Annotated in this window: 21 protein-coding genes; 13 read left to right on the top strand and 8 right to left on the bottom strand. The window is 63.9% G+C overall.

Features of this window, described 5'->3' with window-relative positions:
- The first annotated feature begins 184 nt into the window (after window positions 1-184).
- Window positions 185-2,263, top strand: a complete 2,079-nt coding sequence (locus ACV1FX_RS37495; protein WP_473122543.1) for a glycosyl hydrolase 108 family protein — start codon at window positions 185-187, stop codon at window positions 2,261-2,263.
- A 69-nt stretch (window positions 2,264-2,332) separates the two neighbouring features.
- A complete protein-coding gene (locus tag ACV1FX_RS37490) occupies window positions 2,333-3,877 on the top strand; it encodes a glycoside hydrolase domain-containing protein (protein ID WP_473122542.1) in 1,545 nt (514 codons plus the stop codon).
- Window positions 3,878-4,002: 125 nt separating this feature from the next.
- Here ACV1FX_RS37490 and ACV1FX_RS37485 read toward each other — a convergent pair whose 3' ends face one another.
- The 3 genes from ACV1FX_RS37485 to ACV1FX_RS37475 form a co-directional block, all read right to left on the bottom strand.
- Complete coding sequence (locus ACV1FX_RS37485; protein WP_473122541.1) at window positions 4,003-4,746, bottom strand: hypothetical protein; 744 nt, start codon at window positions 4,744-4,746, stop codon at window positions 4,003-4,005.
- A gap of 324 nt (window positions 4,747-5,070) precedes the next feature.
- On the bottom strand, window positions 5,071-6,303 hold the full coding sequence (locus tag ACV1FX_RS37480; RefSeq protein WP_473122540.1) for a lytic murein transglycosylase: 1,233 nt from the start codon (window positions 6,301-6,303) through the stop codon (window positions 5,071-5,073).
- 14 nt (window positions 6,304-6,317) lie between these two features.
- On the bottom strand, window positions 6,318-6,704 hold the full coding sequence (locus tag ACV1FX_RS37475; protein ID WP_473122539.1) for an MAPEG family protein: 387 nt from the start codon (window positions 6,702-6,704) through the stop codon (window positions 6,318-6,320).
- Between the two features lie 248 nt (window positions 6,705-6,952).
- Here ACV1FX_RS37475 and ACV1FX_RS37470 point away from each other — a divergent pair, with 248 nt between their 5' ends.
- Complete coding sequence (locus tag ACV1FX_RS37470; protein ID WP_473122538.1) at window positions 6,953-8,173, top strand: OpgC domain-containing protein; 1,221 nt, start codon at window positions 6,953-6,955, stop codon at window positions 8,171-8,173.
- Window positions 8,174-8,231: 58 nt separating this feature from the next.
- On the top strand, window positions 8,232-8,720 hold the full coding sequence (locus tag ACV1FX_RS37465; protein ID WP_473122537.1) for a DUF2059 domain-containing protein: 489 nt from the start codon (window positions 8,232-8,234) through the stop codon (window positions 8,718-8,720).
- A gap of 158 nt (window positions 8,721-8,878) precedes the next feature.
- Here ACV1FX_RS37465 and ACV1FX_RS37460 read toward each other — a convergent pair whose 3' ends face one another.
- Window positions 8,879-10,081 carry an MFS transporter gene (locus tag ACV1FX_RS37460; protein ID WP_473122536.1) on the bottom strand — a complete coding sequence of 401 codons (1,203 nt, stop codon included), beginning with the start codon at window positions 10,079-10,081 and terminating at the stop codon, window positions 8,879-8,881.
- A gap of 172 nt (window positions 10,082-10,253) precedes the next feature.
- Between ACV1FX_RS37460 and ACV1FX_RS37455 the strand changes: the two genes are divergently transcribed.
- Window positions 10,254-11,054 carry an MBL fold metallo-hydrolase gene (locus ACV1FX_RS37455; protein ID WP_473122535.1) on the top strand — a complete coding sequence of 267 codons (801 nt, stop codon included), beginning with the start codon at window positions 10,254-10,256 and terminating at the stop codon, window positions 11,052-11,054.
- A gap of 7 nt (window positions 11,055-11,061) precedes the next feature.
- Here ACV1FX_RS37455 and ACV1FX_RS37450 read toward each other — a convergent pair whose 3' ends face one another.
- A complete protein-coding gene (locus ACV1FX_RS37450; protein WP_473122534.1) occupies window positions 11,062-12,201 on the bottom strand; it encodes an OpgC domain-containing protein in 1,140 nt (379 codons plus the stop codon).
- 352 nt (window positions 12,202-12,553) lie between these two features.
- Between ACV1FX_RS37450 and htpG the strand changes: the two genes are divergently transcribed.
- Entirely contained in the window at window positions 12,554-14,419 is a 1,866-nt protein-coding gene (htpG, locus tag ACV1FX_RS37445; protein WP_473122533.1) for a molecular chaperone HtpG, read from the top strand.
- Between the two features lie 113 nt (window positions 14,420-14,532).
- Here the strand turns inward: htpG and ACV1FX_RS37440 are convergent, their stop codons facing one another.
- A complete protein-coding gene (locus ACV1FX_RS37440) occupies window positions 14,533-17,673 on the bottom strand; it encodes a multidrug efflux RND transporter permease subunit (RefSeq protein ID WP_473122532.1) in 3,141 nt (1,046 codons plus the stop codon).
- A gap of 392 nt (window positions 17,674-18,065) precedes the next feature.
- Here ACV1FX_RS37440 and ACV1FX_RS37435 point away from each other — a divergent pair, with 392 nt between their 5' ends.
- The gene (locus ACV1FX_RS37435; protein WP_473122531.1) at window positions 18,066-18,338 is read left to right on the top strand and encodes a DUF3551 domain-containing protein; all 273 of its coding nucleotides are present in this window, start codon (window positions 18,066-18,068) and stop codon (window positions 18,336-18,338) included.
- Window positions 18,339-18,384: 46 nt separating this feature from the next.
- Here ACV1FX_RS37435 and ACV1FX_RS37430 read toward each other — a convergent pair whose 3' ends face one another.
- A complete protein-coding gene (locus ACV1FX_RS37430; protein ID WP_473122530.1) occupies window positions 18,385-18,798 on the bottom strand; it encodes a hypothetical protein in 414 nt (137 codons plus the stop codon).
- A gap of 245 nt (window positions 18,799-19,043) precedes the next feature.
- Between ACV1FX_RS37430 and ACV1FX_RS37425 the strand changes: the two genes are divergently transcribed.
- The 6 genes from ACV1FX_RS37425 to ACV1FX_RS37400 all read left to right on the top strand — a co-directional run bounded on the left by ACV1FX_RS37425 (window position 19,044) and on the right by ACV1FX_RS37400 (window position 25,097).
- On the top strand, window positions 19,044-20,858 hold the full coding sequence (locus tag ACV1FX_RS37425; protein ID WP_473122545.1) for a long-chain-acyl-CoA synthetase: 1,815 nt from the start codon (window positions 19,044-19,046) through the stop codon (window positions 20,856-20,858).
- Between the two features lie 146 nt (window positions 20,859-21,004).
- Window positions 21,005-21,250, top strand: coding sequence for an acyl carrier protein (locus ACV1FX_RS37420; RefSeq protein WP_473122529.1), 246 nt, complete (start codon window positions 21,005-21,007; stop codon window positions 21,248-21,250).
- Window positions 21,237-22,622 carry a class I adenylate-forming enzyme family protein gene (locus ACV1FX_RS37415; RefSeq protein ID WP_473122528.1) on the top strand — a complete coding sequence of 462 codons (1,386 nt, stop codon included), beginning with the start codon at window positions 21,237-21,239 and terminating at the stop codon, window positions 22,620-22,622. Before ACV1FX_RS37420 ends, ACV1FX_RS37415 begins: the two co-directional genes overlap by 14 nt.
- Complete coding sequence (locus ACV1FX_RS37410; RefSeq protein WP_473122527.1) at window positions 22,615-23,337, top strand: SDR family NAD(P)-dependent oxidoreductase; 723 nt, start codon at window positions 22,615-22,617, stop codon at window positions 23,335-23,337. The genes ACV1FX_RS37415 and ACV1FX_RS37410 overlap by 8 nt, the downstream gene beginning before the upstream one ends.
- Window positions 23,338-23,534: 197 nt before the next feature.
- Complete coding sequence (locus ACV1FX_RS37405; RefSeq protein ID WP_473122526.1) at window positions 23,535-23,732, top strand: hypothetical protein; 198 nt, start codon at window positions 23,535-23,537, stop codon at window positions 23,730-23,732.
- 222 nt (window positions 23,733-23,954) lie between these two features.
- Complete coding sequence (locus ACV1FX_RS37400) at window positions 23,955-25,097, top strand: DUF3095 domain-containing protein (protein WP_473122525.1); 1,143 nt, start codon at window positions 23,955-23,957, stop codon at window positions 25,095-25,097.
- A gap of 4 nt (window positions 25,098-25,101) precedes the next feature.
- Here the strand turns inward: ACV1FX_RS37400 and ACV1FX_RS37395 are convergent, their stop codons facing one another.
- Window positions 25,102-25,542 carry a DUF2147 domain-containing protein gene (locus ACV1FX_RS37395; RefSeq protein ID WP_473122524.1) on the bottom strand — a complete coding sequence of 147 codons (441 nt, stop codon included), beginning with the start codon at window positions 25,540-25,542 and terminating at the stop codon, window positions 25,102-25,104.
- Window positions 25,543-25,845: the final 303 nt, after the last annotated feature.

The raw sequence follows: 25,845 nt of genomic DNA, 5'->3' as shown, positions 1-25,845 counted from the left end.
AGTTCACACTCGGTGTGACGGTTCCTGCTGTACCCTAAGGTTGCATTTGTAGACCGCCTATTTCGAGCAACGCCTTTAAGTCGCACGTGCCGGATCGGCCACGCGGCACGCAGTTTTTTTAGAAAGCGCATCCCCTGTCTCGGGTCCGTGCCGAGGCTGACGAGCAGGCGATGGAGGGGGCAGCATGAGCGAATCGACCGCCCAGCAGCGCGTAAACTGGAAGACCTTCGAGTGCAACGAGCACGCGATGGTTCGCGTCTCATTCGGTCCCGACGAGATCCTCGTCGCGCCACCGACGGCTGATGCCTGGCAGGCGCTGGCGATGGTGCTTGCGGCCAATGGCTACAACATCAGGACAGCCGACACCGACAGCTACAATTGCCGCGCCATTACCGGCGGCACCGAGAAGAGCCTGCATGCCTTCGGCATTGCTCTCGACGTCAACTGGACGACGAACCCGTACAAGGAGACCTCCGACCAGCGCAAGGTCCGCTTCTCCGACCAGACGACGCAGGATCTGCGCGCCCAGGACGTCAAGCGCAACCTCGCCGACACCGACATGACCCAGGCCATGATCGACGACGTGCTTGCGGTCAGGACGGTCAACAAGAAGCGGGTGTTCGAGTGGGGCGGCAACTGGGTCAATATCAAGGACACCATGCATTTCGAGATCGACGTCAAGCCCGACGATCTCGCGACGGGTATCGACTGGAGCTCCGTGAAGGGGGTCGTCAATGGCCGGCCGGTGCCGGGACGGTTGATGGAAACACGCGGCGGCGGATCGCCCCTGCAAGGCGACATCGCGCTCGGGAACTTCGAGAAGGTGCACGCGCTGATCGAGAAATGGGAGGGCGGCTACACCAATCATCCGCGCGATCCCGGCGGCCCGACCAACATGGGCATCACGCAAAAGGACCTGTCGGCCTGGCGGCACGCACCCGTCACGGCCGACGACGTGCGAAACCTCACGCGGGACGAGGCCCTGCAGATCTTCCGCGCCAACTACTGGACGCCGGTGCATGGCGATGAGATCCCGCTGCCGGCCGCGCAGGTCGTCTACAACGCGGCCGTTCTGAGCGGGACGACGCGCGGCATCCGTCTGTTGCAGCAGGCCCTGGCCCGTCAGCAGAACGGGCTCGCTGTGGACGGACACATGAATTCGCCCACCATAGATGCCTGCCTTGCGGCCGATCAGAAGATGCTGGTCGAGGACTACTGCTCGGCTTACGAATCCTATCTGCGGAGCCTTGCCATCTTCGACACGTTCGGCCGCGGCTGGCTCAACCGGCTCGCCGAGATCCGGCAGACCGCGCTCGGATGGGCGGAAGCGCCCCAGGTCGATAGTCCGGACATCGCGCCGCGGGAGCTGCAATCGACGCCCGTCCTGGGGGCGACCGAGCTCAGGTTCGGCGACAAGGGGGCGCTGGTCGAGGGCCTGCAACGGAGGCTGACGGAGCTCGGCTATTCGCTGGGCGAGATCGACGGCCAGTTCGGCACGCTGACGCGCGAGGCGCTGCTGGCGTTCCAGGCCGACAACAACGTATCCCCGACCGGCGTCCTCGATGCGGCCACCCAGGTCGCATTCGCCCGGCCGCAGCCGCGACCGCTGTCGCGCGATCGCCTCTCCGCGACGCCCGACGATCTCAGAGCGAGCGGCTCGCAGACCATCAAGGCCGCGGACAATACCAAGATCGCCGGGTGGATCTCCACGATCCTCGGCGCGCTCGGCATCGGCAACAGCGCCGCGGTCCAGGTGATCAACAACAACGTCGCGACGCCGCCGGCGCCCAATCTGTCCCAATTCCTGGGCGAAGTGCAGAAGCTGTTGACCTCACCGCAGCTGCGCGCCGATCCGGCGAACACCCAGCAGGTGCTCGATGCCGCCAAGCAGTTGCAGAATTTCAACGTCAAGCAGCTCGTGTCACCGGAAAATATCCAGATCCTCGACAATATCCGCGGGCTGATCCCCGCCAATGTCATCAGCTCAAATCCGGCGCTTTCCAATTTCTTCCAGATCGTCGACGGCGCGCGCGGGCTAACCCAGTTCCACACCATCTTCGATGCCTTGCCGGGAATGTTCGCCAACGACTCGACGCTTCAGCTGCTGTCGAAGGGACTGTCGGCTGTTGCAGGCAGCGTGATCCCGGGCTTCGGCGGGTCGCTCGCGACGCTCGCGATCGGCCTCGCCGCCAACTACTTCAGCAACCGCGTCATCGAGGCCCGCACACGCGACCACGTCACGGGCGCCAACACGAACCGATGACCATGAACGACACCCACCAGACAATCATGTCGGCCGCAACGGCCAATCCGTCCAACCCGGGGGCGAGCCATGATCATTGACACCAACATGCGGACGACTCCGCGCCTGGCCAGCCTCAGGCAGAACGGCGTCGATACCATCATCCGCTATTACTGCCGCAACACGCGGCAGGCCGAAAAGCGGCTGACGCCTGATGAGGCCGAAGCCATCATTCGCTCGGGGCTGAGGCTCGTCGTCGTCTATCAGGGCGCCGGCGATTCCGCGGCATCCTTCTCGCAGGATGCGGGTGCCAAGGACGGCGCCTACGCACGCGACTATGCGGCGAACGTCATCGGCCAGCCCGGTGATTCCGCGATCTACTTCGCCGTCGACTATGACGCCTCCGATGCGGATATCCGCACGCGCATCGTTCCGTATTTTCGGGCGGTTCGGCAGGCCCTGACGGGCGGGGCGGGCGCGGTCAGCTATCAGGTCGGGGTCTATGGCAGCGGCGCCGTGTGCCAGGCTTTGCTGCAGGCCGGACTGGTGTCTTACACCTGGGTCTCCCAATCCGGCGGGTTCAACGGCACTGCCGCCTTCCTGCGCTCCGGGCAGTGGAATTTGCGTCAGCGCCTGCCGTCGACGCTATGCGGCCTCGATGTCGATCAGGGTGACCTCAATCCGCAAAGGCCGCAGTTCGGCGCGTTCGATCGTCTCGCGGCGGGCGCGCCTGTGTTCGAAGCCGGCGTGGCGGGCAGTCCCGCGCCCCTGTCGTCCATCAGCGCGACGTTCGTGCAGCAGCAGCTCCAGCGTCTGAACTACCCGCCGGGTGCTATCGACGGCGATTACGGACCGCTGACGCGCGCAGCGCTGCTCGCCTTCCAGGCCGACAACAATCTGCCGCTGACGGGCGTGGCGGACGCTGCGACCGCCGCCGCCTTCGAGACGGCGCGCCCGCGTGCGCTCGACCCCGATCGCGTGCGGGCGACGGCCGACGATTTGCGCAAGATGGGCTCTCAGACCGTCATACAGGCGGATCATACCAAGACTGCCGGCTTGATCGCGTCGATCCTCGGCGTGCTCGGCATCGGCAACAGCGGCATCGTCGAGATGGCGAATTCGGCCGGCGCGCCGGTGGTATCAGCGCCGACCGGACAGTTGCCGCAGGGGCTGTTCAAGTTTCTCAACGACCTCCAGATATTCCTGTCGTCGGGACAGCAGACGGACAAGCTCGATCAGATCAAGGAAGGTCTCCGCCAGCTGCAAGCCGTCGACCTGAAGAACCTGATCACCCCGGAAAACGCCAATGTGCTGCAGCAGCTGAAGGCGCTGATTCCGCCGGATGTGCTTACGAAGAACCCTGATCTCTCCAAGGTCCTCCAGCTCGCCGACATCGCGCGGCAGGCCAGGCCACAATTGCAGACGGTGTTCGACATGCTGCCGAGCTTCTTCACCGACGGCACCGCCTTGCAGGTCGTCGCGAAGGGCGCGGCCGTGGCCGCATCGTCGATGATTCCCGGCTTCGGCGGCAGCCTCGCCGCTCTCGGCATCGGCCTTGCCGCCAACTATTTCGGCAACAAGATCATCCAGTCCCGCGTCGCGGACCACCAGACTGGGGCGAACAGGAAGCTGTAGTGGTGCGCCGTGATGCCGGCTGCTAGAGCGCGATGGGATCAGGCTCGATCGTTGCCACGAAGGAGATGCCCGTAAATTAGAGCGGTCCGCCAAATTAGCCGTTTGACGGGCCTTCAGCTTTCGCGTCAGCGTCGGCGGGAAGCTGTGGTGCGCTCAATATAGGCCGCGCATTGATCGTTCAGAATATCGCCAAGCCTACCTACGTCCTTGAGGCCGAAGTACACGTTGCAAGGTGTCTCGGCCAAATGAAAGCGGGCCAGCTTGCGGTAGAACACTTTCACGTATCTGCGGTCACGACCAAAGAATGGATCAGGTCCACTTGTATTTAAGTCGAAGCGGAGCTCGCCGAAGTCCCCGACACTGCGGTGGACACTTACATTTCCGTAGCTCCGCAACCCGGCATAGGCACGAGCGCCATTGAGATAACTTAGGTCATAGGCGGCGAAGCCATCCGCATCGGCAACTTTCTTGAAGTACCTAAGCCATCGGACGAACATTCTTGTCTGATCGATTTTTACGATCATTCGTTCCGTCGTGAGAATATACGCGAAGGCCCCGCCTATGCGCAGTACGAATAACTGAGGTATGAAGGCAAATAAGAGTGTCACGCAGACAACTGTCCATCGTCCTCTTACGAGCCCTTCAATGGCGTATTGCTCCGGTGTTAGCGTATAGATCCCATGGTACGCCAAAAGCGCCAGGCAAAACGCTCCCCACGTAGGAACTGTCGTTGAGCAGAAAAAAGGGCTGAACCATCCTGGCGTGCCGATCCAGATAACTCGCTCGCCTTCACTCAGCTTGGGCTTCACCCCAAAGGCGTCGACCAGGTCGTTAGGCGGATCGAACACCGACAGACCGCGCTTAATCATTATAGAAAGCTCACGTGCGAGGCGCGGTCTCGAAATTGTCGCGCTGCGTCTAACCTTAGCGCAGGCGAAGCAATGATGCACGTTCTGCGAGTATTCGCCGTCAATCCTTCGTGCGAATACCGATGAGTTGCCTGCAGTCAACCGGACAGGGTCGGCTATTGGGGACAGATCAGACCGAAGTCTAAGACCTTACCGGCTCAAGGAAATTGCTATCGGCTCAACTCTGTGGGAGCGGCTGTTGCGGCGCCCGCAACCAAGCCAGCCGGTTTGAGAAGACATAGGCGTGTGTGTGGTGAGTAAGAGCATGGGGTTGTTTTCGACATTTTACTTGGGAGCCGATCTCGCCCCCCGCAGGCTGGCAAGCAACTCCTGCGACGGCCAGCAATCGACGGCCAGGCCGGCGCGCTGCTGGTACTGTCCGATCGCCCGCCTTGTGACCGTCCCGAGCCGGCCGTCGATCGCATCGGAATAATAGCCACCCTTAGCGAGCTGCGTCTGGATCGCTGCGACATCGCTGTTGCGCAGCGGCTTGAGCTTGGCCCAGGGCTTTTCGAACGGGGCGCCGCCGGCGATGAGGTCGGCGAGTTGGCCGACGAACAGAGCATAGACGTCGGACTGGTTGTAGCTGCGGATCGCCTGGAAGTTGGCGAAGACGAGAAACGCCGGCCCGTAAACGCCGGCAGGCATGACCAGTTGCGCCTGGTCCTGCAGCATGCCGGTGACGGTGCCGGCACCGCCCACCGGCGTGACGCCGAGCTTCAGCCAGGCCTCGAGCGGCCGCTTGATGTCGGGTGAGCTCTCCACGCAGCTCACGGTCGGCGGCAGCCGAACCTCGAAGCCCCATCGCTTGCCGCGCTGCCAGCCATAGTCGCGAAGCTGCTTGGCGCCCGAGGCGAGCGCGTCGGGGATGGAGCGATCGAGGTCGATCTTGCCGTCGCCGTCGCCATCGGCCGCGAATTTTGGAAAGTCCGAGGGCTCGAACTGGGTGTGGCCCATCGCACCCGTATAGGAGCCCTTCGCATCCATGCTGATGGTACCCTGCTGGACCAGGTCGAGTGCGATCAGCAGCTCGTTGCGGAACAGGTCCTTGCGGCGGCCGAGATAGGCCTGCGTCACCAGCGCCTGGAACACGGGATGGCGCTGTACTTCGGTGCCGTAATCGGTCTCGCGGCCCCAGATCGCAATGACGACGTTGCCGGGAACGCCGTAGTCGGCCTCGATGCGCGCGAGCAGGCTGCGGTAGGTCTGGAAGTGCCGCGCGCCCACGCCGGCAAGCCCGGTGAGCTGTTGCCGGGGCAAATAGTCCGCCGGCAGCCTTGCGAACTCGGCCTGTTCCTTCACGGGGCGGCCGGGGATGACGAGATCCGGCAGGCCGAGATCGAGTTGGACATCGGTCGCGCGGTCGAACACCGCCTGCCTCACGCCGCGCGCCTTCGCCTCCAGCCAGAGCTGCGCGCGCCAGTCGTCGAAGGCAGGGTCGGCGTGAACCTCCGACGCCTGCATCAGCATGGCCAGCGCGATCGTTCCGGAGATCGCCGTGCGTCGCAAAAAGTCCATGAGGCGGGGGTGTCTCACGCGACCACCAGTCCGACCGCCAGCGCCAGCCCGCAGAGATAGGTGAACAAGGCGCCGGCAAAGCGCGCCGGGTTGGGCCGGTTGAGCGACTTGCCCCACAACAGCCCGGCGGCAAGGGAAAACCGCGCGATCGTCGCCACCACGATCGTCACCATGATCCAGCCTGGGGCCGGGCGCGTTGCGAACCAGAGAAACATCGCCGCGAAGAACGGCGCATATTCGGCGGTGTTGGCATGCGCCCGCACCGCGCGGTGAATAGGATCTGTGGGGCCGAGGTCGTGGCCGATGCTCCGCCTGAACCGGCCGCGTAAGGCCGAGACATAAAGCCCGAGGCCAAACAGCAGCAGGCCGAGCAAGGTGGTGCAGATGATGGCGACGTTCATCGCTTCTCTCCCCCAAAAACGAGGCGGAAGAAGATCAGATTGCGCAGCCGCAGGAAAGCCCGGCCAGCCGATCCGAGCGCCCTTCGGCGCGACAAAGCTTCTTTTCGGCGGAGCCGATGTCCGCTACCCTTACTGCTAACCACCGGGTTAGGTGGCGTAGTTGCGTCAATTTCAGCATTGATTGATTTGGGCGGCCTGTCGGCCGCAAGACTGTGCTTGAGACTGTCCTTGGAAAACGGGGCGGAGCCATGATCAACCGGGATTCGGCAGCTCTCTTGTCTCCGATCGAGCGCGACCTGCGGCTCGATCTGTTCCGCGGCATCGGCTTGTGGATGATCTTCCTCGATCACATCCCGCACGACGTCGTGTCGTGGCTGACCTTGCGCAATTACGGTTTCAGCGACGCCGCCGAGTTCTTCGTCTTCATCTCCGGTTATCTCGTCGGCTGGATCTACGCGCCGATCGTGCGGGGCGGCTTCTTCCTCGCGGCGCTCAAGCGTCTCTGGAAACGCACGGCCGAGCTGTATGTCGCCCACATCATGCTGTTCCTGCTGTTCACTGCCCAGATCGCGCGCACTGCGCGACGGTTCGACAACCCGATGTATGAGCACGAGTTCAACGTGTTCAATTTCCTGGCGCATCCGGACGAGCTGATCGGCCAGGCGATCCTGTTGAAATACAAGCCGGTCAATCTCGACGTGCTGCCGCTCTACATCACGCTGGTGTTCGCCTCTCCCTTCATTGTGTGGTGCCTCGTGCGGCGCCCGAACCTCACGCTGCTGGCCTCCGTGGTGCTCTACGTGCTGTCGCGCTGGTTCGACTGGAACGTCGCGTCCTATCCACCCGGTACGACCTGGTATTTCAACCCGTTCTGCTGGCAGCTGATGTTCGTGTTCGCGGCCTGGTGCGGTTCGGGCCAGGTGGACAAGATCGCGAAATGGGTCTGGTCGAAATCCGTGATGGGACTTGCAGCCGCCTGGATCGTGTTCGCATTCCTGATCGTGATGACCTGGCACGTTCACGCGCTCGAGGCGATGATCCCGAAGTGGATGATCAAGGCGATCTACCCGATCGACAAGACCGATCTCGACATGCTGCGCTTCACACATTTTCTCGCGCTGGCGGTCTGGGTCACGCAGCTCGTGCCGCGCCATTGGCAGGCGCTTCACACGAGATGGCTCCGCCCGGTGATCCTGTGCGGGCAGCACTCGCTGCCGATCTTCTGTCTCGGCGTGTTCCTGTCGTTTTCCGCACACTGGATCCTGACCCAATATACCAAGGGCACGTGGGAGCAACTCGCTGTCTCCTTCGCCGGCATCGCGGTCATGATCGTCGTTGCGTGGCTGTTCGACCGGGCGAAACAAATTCCGGACCTGTTCGTGGACGTGCTCGAGGAGGAAGAGGAGCCCGAGCCGGCGCCCGATCGCGACAAGACAGCCGCCGTTGCCGCGGCCACCGCCGGCAGCTGAGAGACGATTACCACGCGTGCTTTGACGAATTCTCATGACAGGTTTCATGGAGAGGTTCATGTCGAGAGGCTGGTTGACGATCGCGGGCACCTTGCTGTTCCTCACCTGCACCGCAGCCGCGCAGGCGCCGTCGCCCGAGGCGATGAGCGCGGCGCGCAAGCTCGTGATCACCATGAAGACGGCGGAGCAATATCGCGCGTTGCTGCCGCAGCTCCTGCTCAAGCTGCGCCCCGTCCTGGCCCAGGACAGGCCCGAGATCGAGCGCGACTTCGACGCCATGACGGCGACGAGCTCGGACATTTACGCGCCGTTCGTCGACCAGATGGTCGAGCAGATCGCCGCAGTCTACGCCACCACCTTCACGGTGGACGAGCTGCGCCAGATCGAGGCCTTCTACGCCCAGCCGGCCGGACGCAAGCTGCTGGAGAAGTCGGATGCGCTTGCACAGGCGAGCGCGCAGATCGGCCAGGATGTCAGCCGCAGGGCTGCCGACGAGCTGAAGCAGCGCCTGACCGAGGCGCTGCGCCAGAAGGGGCATAAGCTCTGAGCGCGTAGGCGACATGCCAATTTCGGGACCTGATCGGCCGGTCAGTTGGTCGCCAACTGCTGCCGCATCGTCATTGCGAGCGCAGCGAAGCAATCCAGAATCCTCCGCGGAGACAGTCTGGATTGCTTCGGTAACAGCGCGCGCTGCACTGCGCCACCTCAATACTTCTTCATCGCCGCGCCGAAGGCGAGCCACAGCGCCATCGACGCAAGCCCGAAGCCGCCGAGCAGCAAAAACGTCGGGCCGTAGCCGATCCATTCCGCGATCCAGCCGCCGAGCGCGGGGCTGAGGCTTGCGCCGAGGCCCTGCACGGTGATGACGGCGCCTTGGCCGAGATTGATGCGGCCGCTGCCGTTGAGGGAGCGTGCGACCACGCCGGGCACGGCGACTGTCTGCAAACCGGTGCCGATGCCGTCGAGCACCTGCACGGGCACCACGCCCCACCATCCCGCGAAGAAGAAGGCGAGCACGCCGCGGATGGGCAGGAACATGAAGGAGACCAGGATCACCGGCCAGTAGTTGCGCTTGCTCGCGACCTTCATGGCGATCAGCGACGTCACGATCATCACGCCTTGCGCGATCACCACCGTCGTGGCGACGAAGCTCGGCCCGTTGGCCTGCCCCTCGGCGACGGCGGCGAGGCCATAAAGCGGCACGATCGCCGCATTGCCGAGATGGAAGATGGCGAGCGCCAGCGCCAGCACGAGCAGCGGCTTGTGCCGGAGCAGCATCGTCATCGCATCCGGCGGCGCCTTGGAGTCGTCCTCCTTGCTGCCGCGCGCGACGCGGTCGTCGATCGATTTCGCCGGGATCATCAGTACGCAGGCGATCGCGATCGCGCCGAACGCTGCGGCCAGCACGAACACGGAGACATAGCCATACCGGTAGCCGAGCCAGCCCGACAGCGCCGCACCGACCATGTTGCCGGCATGGTTGAACGCCTGGTTGCGGCCGTTCAGCGCATTGAAACCTTTCTGTTTGGCGATGCCGAGCGTGATGCCGGTCACCGCCGGCACGATCGCAGCGCTCGCCAGCGACTGTGCCACCTGCGAGATCGTCACTGCCCAGAAGTTCTGGGAGACCAGGATGATCGCGGAGGCGAGGACGACGCAGGCGCCCGGGATCACCACCCAAAGGCGCTTGTTGCGGCTGGCGTCGATGAAGCCGCCGATCGGCGTCGTGATCAGCATGCCCGCGACATTGCCGATGGTCATGGCGGTGCCGATCAGTCCGCTCGCCCAGCCGCGCTCCTGGAGGAACACGCCGATGAACGGCCCGATGCCCGACTGCATGTCGGCCATGAAGAAGTTGAGCGCAAAGAGGGGCCAGAGACGAGGCGAGGAGGGGGACCGCGATGTCATCGATACGTCAAGCGTGGTCTCAACCAAATCTGGTGTCGGCGGGGTTGCCCTGATCTTGTGTGGACCAGAACACAACGGATGGTGATTGTGTTGGTTCCAGCCACCCTTGCGGAGGAGCGATCGAGCCGTCACATCTTGATCGTCTTGGTCGAAGTCCATCCTGGAGTACGGCATGCCACTCTGGACCTGCGAAACCTGCGGCGCGCAATTTCCCGCAAGTGAAAAGCCGCCGACCTCATGCCCGATCTGCGAGGATGAGCGTCAATTCGTGAACTGGAAGGGGCAGACCTTTCTGTCCGGCGAGGCTTTGGTCGAGCGCTGCCGCCTGGTGTGGCGGGATGATCTCGGCCTGACTGGTCTTGCACTCGAGCCGAGCTTTGCCATCGGTCAGCGGGCGCTGCTCGTTCCCGACGGCGGTGCTTTCGTGATGTGGGACTGCGTTCCGCTGGCGACCCGCGAGGCGATCGAGCATGTCAGATCGCTCGGCGGGTTGAAGGCGATCGCGATCTCGCATCCGCACTATTACGGCGCGCTCGCCGACTGGAGCGAAGCCTTCAGCGCGCCGGTTTATCTCCATGCCGACGATCGCCAATGGGTGACGCGGCCGCATCGCGCGATCGAACACTGGACCGGCGACAGTCACCGGCTCTCGGACGGCATCACCCTGTTGCGCAGCGGCGGCCATTTCGCGGGCGCCACCATGCTGCACTGGACGCGCGGCGCAGATGGCAAGGGTGCGCTGCTCACCGGCGACGTCGCGCAGGTGACGATGGACCGCCGCTTCGTCAGCTTCATGTATTCCTATCCGAACTACACGCCGTTGAACGCGGCCGCGGTGCGGCGAATTGCCGACACCGTCGCGCCGCTCGCCTTCGATCGCATCTACGGTGCCTGGTGGGGCCGCAATATCGCCGGTGGCGCCAAGGCAGCGTTCGACGCGTCGGTCGCGCGCTATCTGGCGGCCATCGCCTGAACGACGCCTAGGCTCGCTGCCGCAGGGTCGCGGGCCGGTCCTGCCGCTTGGACCAGGAGATGTAGTAGGCGACCGCCGCGATGGCCGCGAGGCCTGCGAAGCTGACCAGGATCTGCATGGCGACGAGGTTGGGGCCCGTGATCAGGATGAGGTGCGCGGCGAAGGACAGGAATACGCTGACGCAGAACACTGCGAGCCACTCCTCACCGCTCCGAATCACCGGCTGCAGCGATTTCCATTGCAAGGCCGGATGATCGGCCGGCACCAGATACGTCGCGAGGAAAGCGAGCGCGAGGAAATGCAGCACGCGGTGCGGCGCGAGGTTTTCCTTGTCGGGCGCGAAGATGCCGAGCACGGCATCCGGCAGATAGGCGGAAAGCGCCGGCAAATGCCGCGCCAGCGTGACCACCATCGCGAACACGAGATAGGCGCCCGCGAGCGCGCGCAACCAAGAGATGCCGTGCAGCGCGCGGGCAGGCACGCCGGTCACTGCGAACCAGCCGCCCATGACCATCAGCATCTGCCAGCAGAACGGATTGAAGGTCCATTCGCTTTCCGGAGAGATCCGGAACGTCCAGCCGAAATACCTCGCCGCGAAGTACACCGCGACCGATGCGAGCAGCGTCAGGTGCGGCCGGCGGAGCAGGCCCCACAACGCCAGCGGAAAGAACACCATCAGCGGGATCATCAATTGCAAGAGGTCGAGGTTCAGCGGCTCTTCCTGGAGCACCAGCCCGCGCACCAGGGTACGCAGCGGATGATCGAGAATCCCCGAGATATTGTACTCATGGATGATCTCCGGCGCGGTCGATTGCGAGGCGACGTAGGCGATGGCGTCGATATAGATCACGAACAGCACGACGTAGGCGGCGTAGAGTCGCCAGACGCGACCGAAGATGCGGGTCGCGGCAACGACGAAGCCGCGCTCCAGCGCCATCTTGCCGTGGATGATCGTGACGCCGTAGCCCACCACGAACACGAACAGGTCGGCGGCGCCGCTGAAGCCGAAATTGCGCAAGGTCAGCAGATTGGCAACATTATTCGGCACGTGGTCGAGGAAGATCGACCAGTTGGCAATCCCGAGCGTGAGATAAAGCCTGGCATCGTGGCTATGTGCGGCGAGGGCCGCCTTGACGGACGGTTTCATAAAAAATTAGCAGTTGGAATCAGGGGCGACGCTTTTAGCGGCTAGCATAGCACGATCCGAGTAGCGTTTCCGTGAACGGGTGGCCCAAACCCTCTCCCTCGCGAAGCGAGGCGGGTGAGGGGTTTCTCTCCGCGACTGAATCACTTCATGCAAGCGTCCGGATGCAACCCCTCATCCAGCGCCGCAGCCGATGCGAAGCATAGGCGTTCTTAAGAACGGCGGCCGAAGGCCGCCTATGCCACCTTCTCCAGCAAGGAGAGAAGGAAGAAATGCCCCATCACAACCTCTTGATCTGCCGCGCCTGTGCGCTATATCCCGGTTTTCCTCATCCAGTTTCGATCCGGGTAAACGCATGACGACGTCAGATCCGGCTGTGCATTCGCAGCCCTTCCAGGCCGAGGTGTCCGAGCTCCTGCACCTGATGGTGCACTCCGTCTACTCCGAGACCGACATCTTCCTGCGCGAGCTGATTTCGAACGCGTCGGATGCCTGCGACAAGCTCCGCTACGACGCGATCGAGAACCCGGCGCTGCTCGGCGAGGGCGACGCGCCCAAGATCCGCATCATTCCCAACAAGCAGGCCGGCACGCTCACCATCGCCGACAACGGCATCGGCATGGAGCGGCAGGAGCTGATCGATCACCTCGGCACCATCGCCCGCTCCGGCACCAAGGCGTTCGTGGCGAAGCTGAAGGAAGCCAAGGACGGCCTCGGCCTGATCGGCCAGTTCGGTGTCGGCTTCTATTCCGCCTTCATGGTTGCGGACAGGATCCTCGTCGTCAGCCGCAGGGCCGGCGAGAGCGATGTCTGGACCTGGACCTCTTCGGGCGGCTCCGGTTTCGAGATCGCGCGCGCGGGCGAGGAAGATGCAGCGCGCGTGAGCCGTGGCACCGAGATCGTGCTGCACCTGAAGGAGGATGCGAAGAAATATCTGGAAGACTACGAGATCCAGCGCATCGTCTCCGCCTATTCCGACAACATCCTCTTTCCTATCGAGCTCGTGCCGGCCGAAGGCGAGCCGCGCCAGATCAATTCGGCAAGCGCGCTGTGGCAGCGCTCGAAATCGGAACTTTCGGCTGACGACTACAAGAAGGCCTATCAGCAGATCGCCACCGCCTTCGACGATCCCGCGATGACGCTGCATTATCGCGCCGAGGGCCGCTATTCCTACGCCGTGCTGCTGTTCGCGCTGTCGACGAAACCGTTCGACCTGTTCGAGCCGTCGCGCAAGGGAAGGGTCAAGCTCTATGTCCGGCGCGTCTTCATCACCGACGATGCCGATCTGTTGCCGGGGTACTTGCGCTTCATCCGCGGTGTAGTCGACAGCGAGGACCTGCCGCTGAATATTTCCCGCGAGATGCTGCAGAACAACCCGCAGCTCGCGCAGATCCGCAAGGCGGTCGCCACGCGCGTCGTCTCCGAGCTCGAAAGCCTCGCCGAGAAGGACGCGGAGAATTTTGCGAAGATCTGGGACGCTTTCGGCGCCGTGCTGAAGGAAGGCATCTACGAGGACTTCGAGCGTCGCGAGAAGCTTTTGGCGCTGTCGCGTTTCACGACGACCTCGGGCGAGAAGCGCTCGCTGAAGGACGTCGTCGCCGATTTCAAGCCGAACCAGACCGAAATCTATTATCTCGTCGGCGACAGCATCGAGCGGCTGAAGTCCAGTCCGCGCCTTGAGGCAGCGGCTGCGCGCGGCATCGAGGTGCTGCTGCTTACCGATCCCGTCGATGCCTTCTGGACCTCGATGCCGATGTCGTTCGACGGCAAGCCGTTGAAGTCGCTGGGCCAGGGCGATCTCAATCTCGATTTGATCCCGCGCGTCGACGATGAACAGAAGGACGGGCCGGCGGCTGATGAAGCCGCCACCATCGCGCTGATCAAGGGCTCCCTCAACGAGCGCGTCAGCGACGTGAAGGCGTCGACGCGTCTCACCAGCTCCGCCTCATGTCTCGTCGCCGACAGCCATGGTCCGAGCCGCGAGCTCGAGCGCCTCCTGGCACAGCAGAACCGGGGAGAGCGCTCGAGGCCGATCCTCGAGGTCAATCTGCGCCATCCGTTGGTCACCGCGATCACCAGGGCGCCGGCGGGCTCGACGATGATCGATGATCTCTGCCTGCTGCTGCTGGAGCAGGCCCAGATCCTCGACGGCGAATTGCCGGAAGACCCGTCCGCCTTCGCCGCAAGACTGAACCGGCTCGTGCTGCAGGGGCTTTCTTAGAGTCGCCGGGAACGAGAGCCGGTGCAGCTTGCCCCGCTGCGCTCCCTCCCCCGCAAGTGGGGAGGGAACGCAGCTCGTGTCTCTCCGGCATTGAATGTGAGGACAGTTGCAGCTCACTCCGCCGCATCCTTCTGCTCGTCGCGTACAGCCTCCGCCTCCGGCTTCGGTTTCTTTGCCATCCAGCGTGAGAGCAGGTTCGAGAAGCGGTCGAGATAGAGATAGACGACCGGCGTCGTGAACAGCGTGAGCGCCTGGCTGACCAGGAGGCCGCCGACCATGGCATAGCCGAGCGGCTGGCGGATCTCCGCACCGGTGCCGCTTCCGAGCATCAAGGGCACTCCGCCGAGCAGCGCCGCCATCGTCGTCATCATGATCGGGCGAAAGCGCAGCAGCGCCGCCTGGCGGATCGACTGCTCCGGCGACAGATGCTGCTCGCGTTCGGCGGCGATCGCGAAATCCACCATCATGATGCCGTTCTTCTTGACGATGCCGATCAGGAGAATGATGCCGATCAAGGCGATCAGGCTGAAGTCGAAGCCGAAGATCATCAGGATGGCGATCGCACCGACGCCGGCCGAAGGCAGCGTGGAGAGAATGGTCAGGGGGTGGATGTAGCTCTCGTAGAGCACGCCCAGGATCAGGTAGACCACGACGAGCGCGGCCAGGATCAGCAGCGGCACGGTGCCGAGCGATTGCTGGAACGCCTGCGCGGTGCCCTGGAAGCTCGTTGCCAGCGTCGGCGGCGCGCGCATCTCGCCGACGGCCTGCGAGACCGCTTCGGTCGCCTGCCCGAGTGCCACGTCCTCGGCGAGATTGAAGCTGATCGTCACCGCCGGAAACTGCCCTTGATGGGCGATCGCGAGCGGCCGCACCGGCACGTTGGTCCAGCTGCAGAAGACTGAAAGCGGCACCTGCTCGCCCGTCAGCGGCGATCTGATGTAGAGCTTGTCCAGCGTATCCAGCTTGCCCTGGAGCTCCGGTGTGATCTCGAGGATCACGTGATAGCTGTTGGTCTGGGTGAAATACTGCGCGACCTGGCGCTGGCCGAAGGCGTCATAGAGGGTATCGTCGATGAGCTGCGGCTGGATGCCGTACCGTGCGGCGGTGTCGCGGTTGATGGTGAGCTCGAGCGTCGTGCCTTCCGTCTGCTGGTCGGTCGCGACGTCGCGAAGCTGCGGCAGCGTCTTCATCGCCTCCAGGATTTTTGGCGCCCATGCGTTCAACTCGGCGAGATTGGCGTCCTGGAGCGTGAACTCGAACTGCGTGCGCGTGGCGCGGCCGCCGAGACGTACGTCCTGCGAGGCCTGCATATAGAGGCGGGCGCCCTCGACCGCCGCGAGCTTCGGCCGCAGTCGTGCGATGATCTGCTGCGCGCTGACGTCACGTTCCTCCCGCGGCTTCAACGTGATGTACATGCGCCCGGAATTCAGCGCGGTGCCGCCGCCGCCGATGAACATCGCGATCGAATCGACGGCGGGATCGGCCTGCACGATCGCGTTGAGCTCCTCCTGGCGCCGCTTCATCTCCGCAAACGAGATGTCCTGCGGCATCTCGGAGACTGCGGTCAGGAAACCGTTGTCCTGCTGCGGGAAGAATCCCTTCGGGATCAGGATGAAGAGGTAGACCGAAAGCGCCACCGTCGCGAAGAAGATGCAGAGCGTGATGAAGCTGTGCTTGAGCGCGACGTCGAGCCCGCGCTCATAGGCGCCGAGCAGGCGCTCGAACATCCGCTCGCTCCACTGGTAGACCCGGCCATGCCGCGCCTCCTGATCGGCGCGCAGGAAGCGCGAGGCCATCATCGGCGTCAGGGTCAGCGAGACCACCAGCGAGACGAAGATCGCCATCGCCAGCGTCACGGCGAACTCGCGGAACAGCCGGCCGATGATGCCGCCCATGAGCAGCAAGGGGATCAGCACGGCGATCAGCGAAATGCTGATCGAGACGATGGTGAAGCCGATCTCCGCCGCCCCCTTGTAGGCCGCGGCGAGCGGTCGCTCGCCATGCTCGACGTAGCGGGTGATGTTCTCGAGCATCACGATCGCATCATCGACCACGAACCCGACGGCGATCGTCAGTGCCATCAGGGAGAGGTTGTCCAGCGAATAGCCGAACACCCACATCAGCGAGCAGGCGCCCAGCAGCGCCAGCGGAACGGTCACGGTCGGGATGATCGTGGCCCAGAAGCTGCGCAGGAACAGAAAGATTACCATCACCACCAGCGCAATGGTGATCAGGAGCGTGATCTGCACGTCCTCGACCGCGTCGCGGATGGTGATGGTGCGATCGCTGATGATCTTGATGGCGATCGCCGGCGGGATCGCGGCCACCAGCCGGGGCAGTTGCGCCTTGATGCGGTCGACGGTGTCGATGACGTTGGCGCCGGGCTGCTTGAAGATGACGAGGAACACGCCGCGCTTGCCATCGGCCCACGCCGCCGTCTTCATGTCCTCAGGGCCAGCTATCGCCTCGCCGATGTCGCGGATCCGTAGCGGAGCGCCGTTGCGATAGGCGATGATCACATCCTGCCAGGCCGCGGCTTCGACCAGCTGGTCGTTGGCGTAGATGGTGTAGGCGCGCCGCGTGCCGTCGATGTTCCCCTTCGGGCTGTCGGTGGTGGTGATCGCGATCTGGCTGCGCACGTCCTCCAGCGACAGGCCCTTGGCGACGAGCTTTGCCGGATCGACCTGGATGCGCACCGACGGCTTCTGCTGCCCGCCGACGAAGACCTGCGCGACCCCGGAGATCTGGCTGATCTGCTGTGCCAGCTGGGCGTCGGTGCGGTCGCTGACGGTGGTCAACGGCAGCGTGTCCGACGTCGCCGACAGGATCATGATCGGCGAGTCCGCCGGGTTGACCTTGCGATAGGTCGGGGGCGAGGGCAGGTTCTTCGGCAATTGACCGCTCGCCGCGTTGATCGCGGCCTGAACGTCGTTGGCGGCGGCGTCGATCTGACGGTTGAGATCGAACTGGATGGTGATCGAGGCCGAACCGAGCGAGCTCGTCGACGTCATCTGCGCGATGCCGGGGATCTGCGCGAGCTGGCGCTCGAGCGGCTGCGCGACCGAGGAGGCCATCGTCTCGGGGCTGCCGCCCGGAAGCGATGCGGAAAGCTGGATGGTCGGAAAGTCGACCTGCGGCAGCGGTGCAACCGGCAGCAGTGGATAGGCCACAAGGCCGACGAACAGGATACCCGCCATCAGCAGCGAGGTGCCGATCGGGTAGCGGATGAACAGAGACGAGAAGCTCTCTTGCATGCCCTGAAACCATCGAATGGCCAGCGCATCTTCTCCTCGCAAACGGCGGAGTCGCGCCCGAGAGCCCGAGCGCGAATGTGCGTTTCCTTCAGCCTATATGCTTGCTGACTGCCCCGAGTCATCGGCGGTTCGGGGCCGGCGTTGTGGCAGCAAGATTAGTCCCTTCGCGCCGGCTTGCGAGCGGAATCCTGCGCGGGATGATTGCGACCTTTGTCGAACAGGGGCGGCCCGCAGATATGCGCTTTCTGCAGATCAAAAGAGGTCGGCTCGTCTGCTTTTTCGTGCGTCACAAGCGGGAGAGGTATGTTGCGGAATGGTCGCCTCTGCCGCCGCGTTATGCCATATCGGTCCGGCGCGACGCTCATCGTCGCCGCCGATTCGAGGAATTTCCGATGCGCATACCGCTCCTGACCATCATCGCGATCGCCACGCTGCAGGCAGCGACGCCTGCCAGCGCCCAGCGCTATGACCCGCGCTATCCGGTGTGCATGCATATCTACACGGGAGGCCCTCGCGGCGGCGGCAGCGACCGGTTCGACTGTTCCTTCACGTCGCTGGAGCAGTGCCGCGCCACCGCTTCGGGCCTCAGCGCGAGCTGCGATGTCAATCCCTACTACGCCTACGACCAGCCGCAGCCGCGCCGGCGTTATAAGCAGGCTTACTAGCGTCGCCATCAGCGCGCCCGGCGCCGCAATGTGTGCGGCGCAGCGTTCACCGCTCGCCCGGCCACCATTCCGAGCGGGGATCACGCACGGAGATCTTCGTGGTGCGCAGCGCCACGAGATGGCTGCGCTTGTAGGGAAATCCTGACAGCTCCGAGCATTGCCGGCAGCGCATGTAACGCTCGAGCTCGTGGATCGGCATCGACTTCCTGCGTCTGACGATGTCGAGCGCCACGGTCTGGTGCGTCTCGCAGCCGAGGCACTTCACCTCGAGATAGCAGTAGCCGGCGTTCAGTGCGTCGCCCAGCGTCGGCGACGGCTGCGCCGGCCCCTGAAAGGACAGCATCCGCTTGTTCCAGGCCTCGCAGGCGAGACGGTCGGCCTCTTTGCGCGCCGCCGCCGCGCGTTCCGCCGCGGCGCGAACGGACGCGCCGTAGATTCGCTCACGAGATTTGTTGCCCATGGCGCGAGACAATGCGCGCGCAGGAGAGGCAAGGGCAAGCCGCTAGGGATTGCGGGTGTGGATGTTGCGGACGCAAGCCGCTGTTGCGCGTGGGGGCGGCCGCTGCCGGACGCCGTTCCCGCCGGCTTGCTAACGAATGATGAGAGTTAATCGCGGACTAACCGTGGTTTACCTTGTCTCTTAACACCTGGTCAGGGGCCCGCGGTCTATAGCTACCGTGACAGACGAGTGACCGGCCGAAAGACATCAACAACATGAGCACCGGCGTCATCGAGCAGCCGACATCGGCGCGCGCGCCCTCGGCCTCAAAAATCTGGCTGAAGGCGATCGAGCTCACCGCGCGCATCGAGACGCTGCCGGGCCGGCTGTTTGCCGATGTCGTTGAGGACTGGGCGCGACGCCAGCCGGATCGCGCAGCTCTCGTCACGGATGACGAAACGATCAGCTACGGTCAGCTCGCAAGACGGATCAACCGCTATGCGCGATGGGCACGCTCGGTCGGCCTGGCGAAGGGTGATACCGTCGGTATGATCATGCCGAACGGTGTCGACTATGTGGCCGCCTGGCTCGGCATCAGCCGTATCGGCGCGGTCGTCGCCCTGATCAACACCAGGCTGGTCGGGCAATCGCTCGCGCATTGCATCGATGTCGCAAAGCCGTCCCATCTCATCGTCGCGCATGATCTGGCCGAGGCACTTGGCGATGCCACGCCGCACCTGAGCTCCGTCGCAAAGATCTGGACCCATGGCGATGCGCGCAGCGAGCGTTCGATCGACGTCGCGCTGACCGCGCTCGACGACGGCCCGCTCTCGCAGGATGAGCACGGCAACGTCTCCATCAATGACCGCGCGCTGCTGATCTACACCTCGGGCACCACGGGCCTGCCGAAGGCTGCCAGCATCAGCCATCGCCGCATCCTCAACTGGGGCTTTTGGTTCGCAGGGTTGACCGGTGCCACGCCGCAGGATCGACTCTATGACTGCCTGCCGCTGTTTCATTCCGTCGGCGGCATCGTCGCGCCCTGCAGCATGCTCGCCGCCGGCGGCTCGGTGGTGATCGCGGATAAATTCTCGACAACGAATTTCTGGTCCGACATCGTCCGGCATGACTGCACGCTGTTCCAGTATATCGGCGAGCTTTGCCGCTATCTCCTGAAGGCGCCGCCCTCCGAGTACGAAAACCGGCATCGCCTGCGGCTTGTCTGTGGCAACGGCCTGCGCGGCGACATCTGGGAAGATTTCCAGGCACGTTTTGCGCTTCCCCGCATCCTCGAATTCTACGCAGCGACCGAAGGCAATTTCTCGCTGTTCAACGTCGAGGGCAGGCCGGGTGCCATCGGCCGCATTCCGCCGCTGCTCGCGCATCGATTCCCGGCGGCCATTGTCAAGGTCGATGCTGATGCCGGCGTGCCCTTGCGCAATGCCGACGGCCTCTGCGTGGCCTGCGCACGCGGCGAGGCGGGCGAAGCCATCGGCCGCATCGGCACCGCCGATGAAGGCGGGGGGCGTTTCGAGGGCTATACCGACGCCGGCGAGACCGAGAAGAAGATACTTCGCAACGTCTTCGCTCACGGCGATGCATGGTTCCGCACCGGCGACCTGATGCAGCTCGACGATAAGGGTTTCTTTCATTTCGTCGACCGTATCGGCGACACCTTTCGCTGGAAGGGCGAGAACGTCGCGACGTCGGAGGTCAACGACGCCGTACGTGATGGCGCCGGCGTGGTCGACGCAACGACCTACGGCGTCAGCATTCCCGGCACCGACGGCCGCGCCGGCATGAGCGCGATCGTGGTCAACGAGGGTTTTGACCTCGCCGCGCTCGCGGGTCATCTCGCTGCGCGCCTGCCGGCTTATGCCCGTCCGGTCTTCATCCGCATCTCGACCGAGCTCGATGCGACCGAGACCTTCAAGCAGAAGAAGAGCCAGCTTGCGCGCGAGGGGTTTGATCCCAGCGTGATCGCTGATCCGCTGTACGTGATGGAGCCGAAGTCCGGCGCGTATGTCGCAATTGACGGGGAGACCTATGCGCAAATTGTTGATGGCTATGTCAGGCTCTAGCGGGTTACAAAAGCAGAAATAGGTCCAATTTTATCTGAATTGTCCAAGAAGGCATTTACTTCTGTCCGGTAAACCACGGAGCAACGGGAGGCGGGCACTCCGCCGAAGACGGTCAAAACAACAACAAACACGAAGCGAGCGCAGCCATGTCGGTAAGGTTAAAGGTCACTGAAGCGATCAAGCAGATTGCCAGGGAGCAGCGCGTCACGCTGCCGGAGCTGACGGACGACCTGTCGCTGCACGAGACGGGTTTCGATTCGCTCGCCTTCGCGATCCTGATCGCACGCCTCGAGGACGAGCTGGGCGTCGATCCCTTCACGATTTCCGAGGACGCTGCCTTCCCCACGACCGTCGGCGATTTCGTGCGGGCCTACGAAAATGTCCCCGCGTGAGATATCTGCACTTCGCGACTATCTCGGCCCGGAGCTGAAAGGACGGACGCTGTCGGATGCGCACCATCTGGTGTCGCTGACCGATGTGCTGTCGCAGACGGTCCTGGGCGGCCGCCTGGGTGAGTTGTCCGGCCGATCGGTGCTGCTGAAACTGTCGGACCAGCTCAAATCCGGCCTTGCCATGATCGAGCTCGACGGCATCGCCCGTCGCATGCTGCTGTGCCCGCCGGATCTCAATCCCGCGTATATCGATGCGCTGATCGCTGACGCGGAGATCGATGCAGTCATTACCGACGAGCCGGAGTTCTGGAAAGACAATGCGATCCCGCTCGTCGTGATCGCGCAACTGCCGCTCACGAATGCTGCGCCTGTCGAATCCGAGCGCGCCACGGAATGGCTGATGCTGACGTCGGGCACCTCAGGCGTGCCGAAGATCGCAGCCCACACGCTGGAAGCGCTGACCGGTGCGATCCGGGCCGAGGCGCCTGCGAGCGGCCCCGCACCGGTCTGGGCGACCTTCTACGACATCCGCCGCTATGGCGGCCTCCAGATTTTCCTGCGCGCGATCCTTTCCGGCGGCTCGATGGTGCTGTCGGACGCGCATGAGATCCTCGCGGACCATGTCGCGCGGCTCAACGCGCGCAGCGTCTCGCACATTTCCGGCACACCTTCGCATTGGCGCAAGCTTCTGATGAGCGGTTCGGCTGCGCAATTCGCCCCGCGTTACGTCCGCCTCTCCGGAGAGATCGCCGACCAGGCCGTGCTCGACGGCCTGAAGGCGACTTTCCCCGACTCCTCGATCGGCCATGCCTATGCCTCGACCGAGGCGGGCGTCGGCTTTGCCGTCAATGACGGCCTCGAAGGTTTCCCCGCCGGCTATATCGGCGTGAACCCCAGCGGCGTCGAGATGAAGATCGTCGACGGCTCGCTGCGCATCCGCTCGAATCGCACCGCGCACGCCTATATCGGTCGCAATGCCGGCAAGCTCGTCGAAGATGACGGCTTCGTCGACACCGGCGACATGATAGAGCTGCGCGGCGACCGCTATCATTTCGTCGGCCGCCGCGGCGGTATCATCAATATTGGCGGGCTGAAGGTTCATCCCGAGGAGATCGAGGCGGCCATCAACCGTCATCCGGATGTGCGGATGTCGCGTGCGAAATCGCGGAAGAGCCCGATCACCGGCGGCATCGTCGTCGCCGACGTGATCCTCGCCGACGGCACCGATCCGGCTCGGGCGCAGGAAATCCGCGAGCAGATCGTGGACCAGTGCCGGGCGCAGCTTGCCTCACACAAGGTGCCTGCAGTGATCCGCTTCGTCGAGACGCTCGACGTCACTCCGGCCGGAAAGCTGGCGCGCAACGATGCATAACGTCCTCATCACCGGCGGCAGCCGTGGCATTGGCCTTGCGATCGCGACGCGCCTGGTGGGCGCCGGTTACAACGTGATCGCGGTGGCGCGGCGCGAGACCGAAGAGCTCGCGGCTGCGGTGCGCGCGTCGGAAAAGCGTCTGCATTTCCGCGCCTGCGACCTCGCGGTGATCGACGCGATCCCGGCCTTCGCAAAATTGGTGCGCGACGAGTTCGGCGCGATCTATGGTCTCGTCAACAATGCCGGCCTCGGCACCGAGGGCCTGCTCGCGACCATGCATAATTCCGAGATCGAGGCGCTGGTGCAGCTCAACGTGCTGTCGCCGATCATCCTCACCAAATATGTCGCGCGGCACATGATGGCCGATGGCGCAGGCCGCATCATCAACATCTCCTCGATCATCGCTACGACCGGCTACAACGGCCTGTCGGTCTATGGTGCGACCAAGGCGGCGGCGACCGGCTTCACGCGCTCGCTAGCGCGCGAGGTCGGCAAGCTCGGCATCACCGTGAATGCGATCGCGCCCGGCTTCATCGATACCGAGCTGACGCATAATCTCTCGGATGACGGCCGCAAGCGCATCGCCGGGCGCAGCGCGCTGCGCCGCTTGCCGGAAACCGAGGACGTCGCGCGGATGGTCGAATATCTGCTCGGCGAAGGCGGCCGCAACATCACGGGAACGGTGTTCACGATCGATGCCGGAAATACCGCTTAGAACATGATCCGGAACGGCTGAGGGAACTCTTTGAGCCGCAGAACTCTTTGGGCCACAGAACTCTTGGAGCCGCAGAATTCTTGGAGCCGCGTTGAGTTGACGCGGCTCAATTTCATTTCGGCGCGTTTGGTCCTAAGATGCACGGCAATCGGTTGGGTTACGTCAATCGATCTGCCCTAATCGACAGGGAGCAGTGCATGACCGCTTCGAACCTTCCCCGGGCGTCAGCGCAGTCATCTCAAGCAAAAGAGAGCGTTGCCAGCTGTAAGCCGATGTCGCATCAGAATTCCGGCGACCATGGCTACGAGATGTATCCGCAGCAGTTCGTCCGGCTGATCGGCTGCCACGATGTCCATGCGTCGCTGACGACGGCGGAGAAGGAAAAGCTGCACTAGCTTGCGTACACCGCCTCTATCGTCCTGATCTCGCAAAGATCCAGCTCAATCGCCCCGCTTCTCAGCTCGCGCGCCGAACGCATCTGAGCAGCGGCCGACCGCTCTTGTTGTCCGGGTCCGTTTCAGCCAATGATCGGGTAAATCTCAAGGTTCGCCGTTCGGTGAACCCAATTGATCCCGCTCTTGTATCTTGACTGCGCGAAACGCACCCGGCCCCACGCGATGACACCAGGCGTCTCCTTCTACGGCAGCATCTCCGTCTTCCGCGGCTTCACCAGCCTGATGGACCCTTCCCTCTATTCGCCGCTGCCGGATGACTGGACCGTCGGGGTGGCCGATATCGTCGATTCCACCAAGGCGATTGCGGCGCAGCGCTACAAGGCGGTCAACATGGCCGGTGCCGCGGTGATCGCAGCCGTCACCAATGCGCTGGAGGGACGGGAATTCCCCTTCGTGTTCGGCGGCGACGGCGCGAGCTTTGCGGTTGCGCCCGGCGATCTCGATCGTGCTCGCGAGGCGCTGGCCGCGACGGCGACCTGGGTCAGGCAGGATCTCGATCTGAAGATGCGCGTCGCGCTGGTGCCGGTCAGTGCCATCCGCGCGCAAGGCCTCGATGTGCGCGTCGCGCGCTTCGGGCCATCTGACAATCTGTCCTATGCGATGTTTTCGGGCGGAGGTTTGGGGTGGGCCGAGGCCGCGATGAAGCGCGGCGAGTTCGCGGTTCTCGAGGCGCCCGACGACACGCAGCCGGATCTGTCTGGCCTGTCCTGCCGGTTCGAGGAGATTCCGGCCTCGCGCGGGCTCATCCTGTCCGTGCTGGTGGTGCCGGCGGCCGGCGCCGATCCGCTTCTCTTTCGCAAGGTGATCGAGGATGTGATCCATCTCGTCGAGCGCAGCCCGGACGCGGGCCGTCCCGTGCCGCCACAGGGGCCACCGCTGAAATGGCCGCCGCAAGGGCTCGATTTCGAAGCGCGCGCCAGGCGCGGCGGCTCGCTCTTCAAGCGCCGCGTCGGCGTCTTGGCCTACACGCTGTTCGCCTACATGATCGTGCGCTTCGATATCAAGGTCGGCGGTTTCGTGCCCAAGACCTATACGCGGCAGGTCGTCGAGAACTCGGACTTCCGCAAGTATGACGACGGCCTGCGCATGATCCTCGACTGCACGCCGGACCTCGAACGCGACCTGAGCGATCGGCTCGCCGCGGCGGCGAAGAGCGGGGTCGTGCGCTACGGCCTGCACCGGCAGGATGCAGCAATGATGACCTGCTTCACGCCCTCGGCGCTGCGCAGCGACCACGTCCACTTCATCGACGGCGCCCGCGGCGGCTACGCGTCGGCGGCAACGGCGCTGAAGGCGACGGCGTGAACGTTCAGCGACCGACCCGCGTCCAGGTCTCGCCGCCGCAGAGCGCCCCGACGCAGCCTTCGACGCGGAGCGTGTCGCTGCCGATGATGGAGATGTTGCTCGCATAGGCATTGCCGTCATCGGCGTTGTAGATCTGTCCCGACCATTTGTTGGGACCGGTGGCCTGCATGCCGCTGAAGAGCGGCAGGCCGATCAGCGGGCGCCTGGCGAGTGCGGGATTGGGATTCTTGCTGTCGCTGGCGGGCTGGCCCGTCGCGGTGTCGTAGGGCTCCTTCAGCCAGACGATGACGCCGCAGATGCCGCCGCCGCACTTGCTGACCTTGACCCGTGCATCGCCCGCCTGGGTCAGCCAGGTCCCGTTCGCATCCGCACTCTGCGCGCGTGCGGCAGTCGCGCCGAACAGCGCAGCGAAACAGGCTATGAGAACGGCGAATCTGCGGATCATGGAGAGCCCCGAAAATGGAGGCGTCTCCATAGCAGCAAATCGCCATCATGCAACGCGCGGCTGCATCACATTCCTGCGTTCATTTGCCCCAGCGCGCAAGGGCAACGGACGTGGCCGTGGACAGACCGAACACCGTCATGGCGCCGCCGACCATCGCGATCATGTTGGGGATCGCCAGCCTCAGCAGCGTCGGCAGGATCGGCGCAGTCAGCAGGCTGGCAATGGGGGAGGTAGCCGGGATCCGTGGCGGGGCGGCGTCTAGCGGGGCGTGGTCATGTTCACCGGCGGATATCAGATGATGAT

This window comes from Bradyrhizobium ingae, from assembly GCF_055791185.1.
Note: the sequence above shows the minus strand (reverse complement) of the source record. Positions and strands in the feature narration are given on the sequence as shown.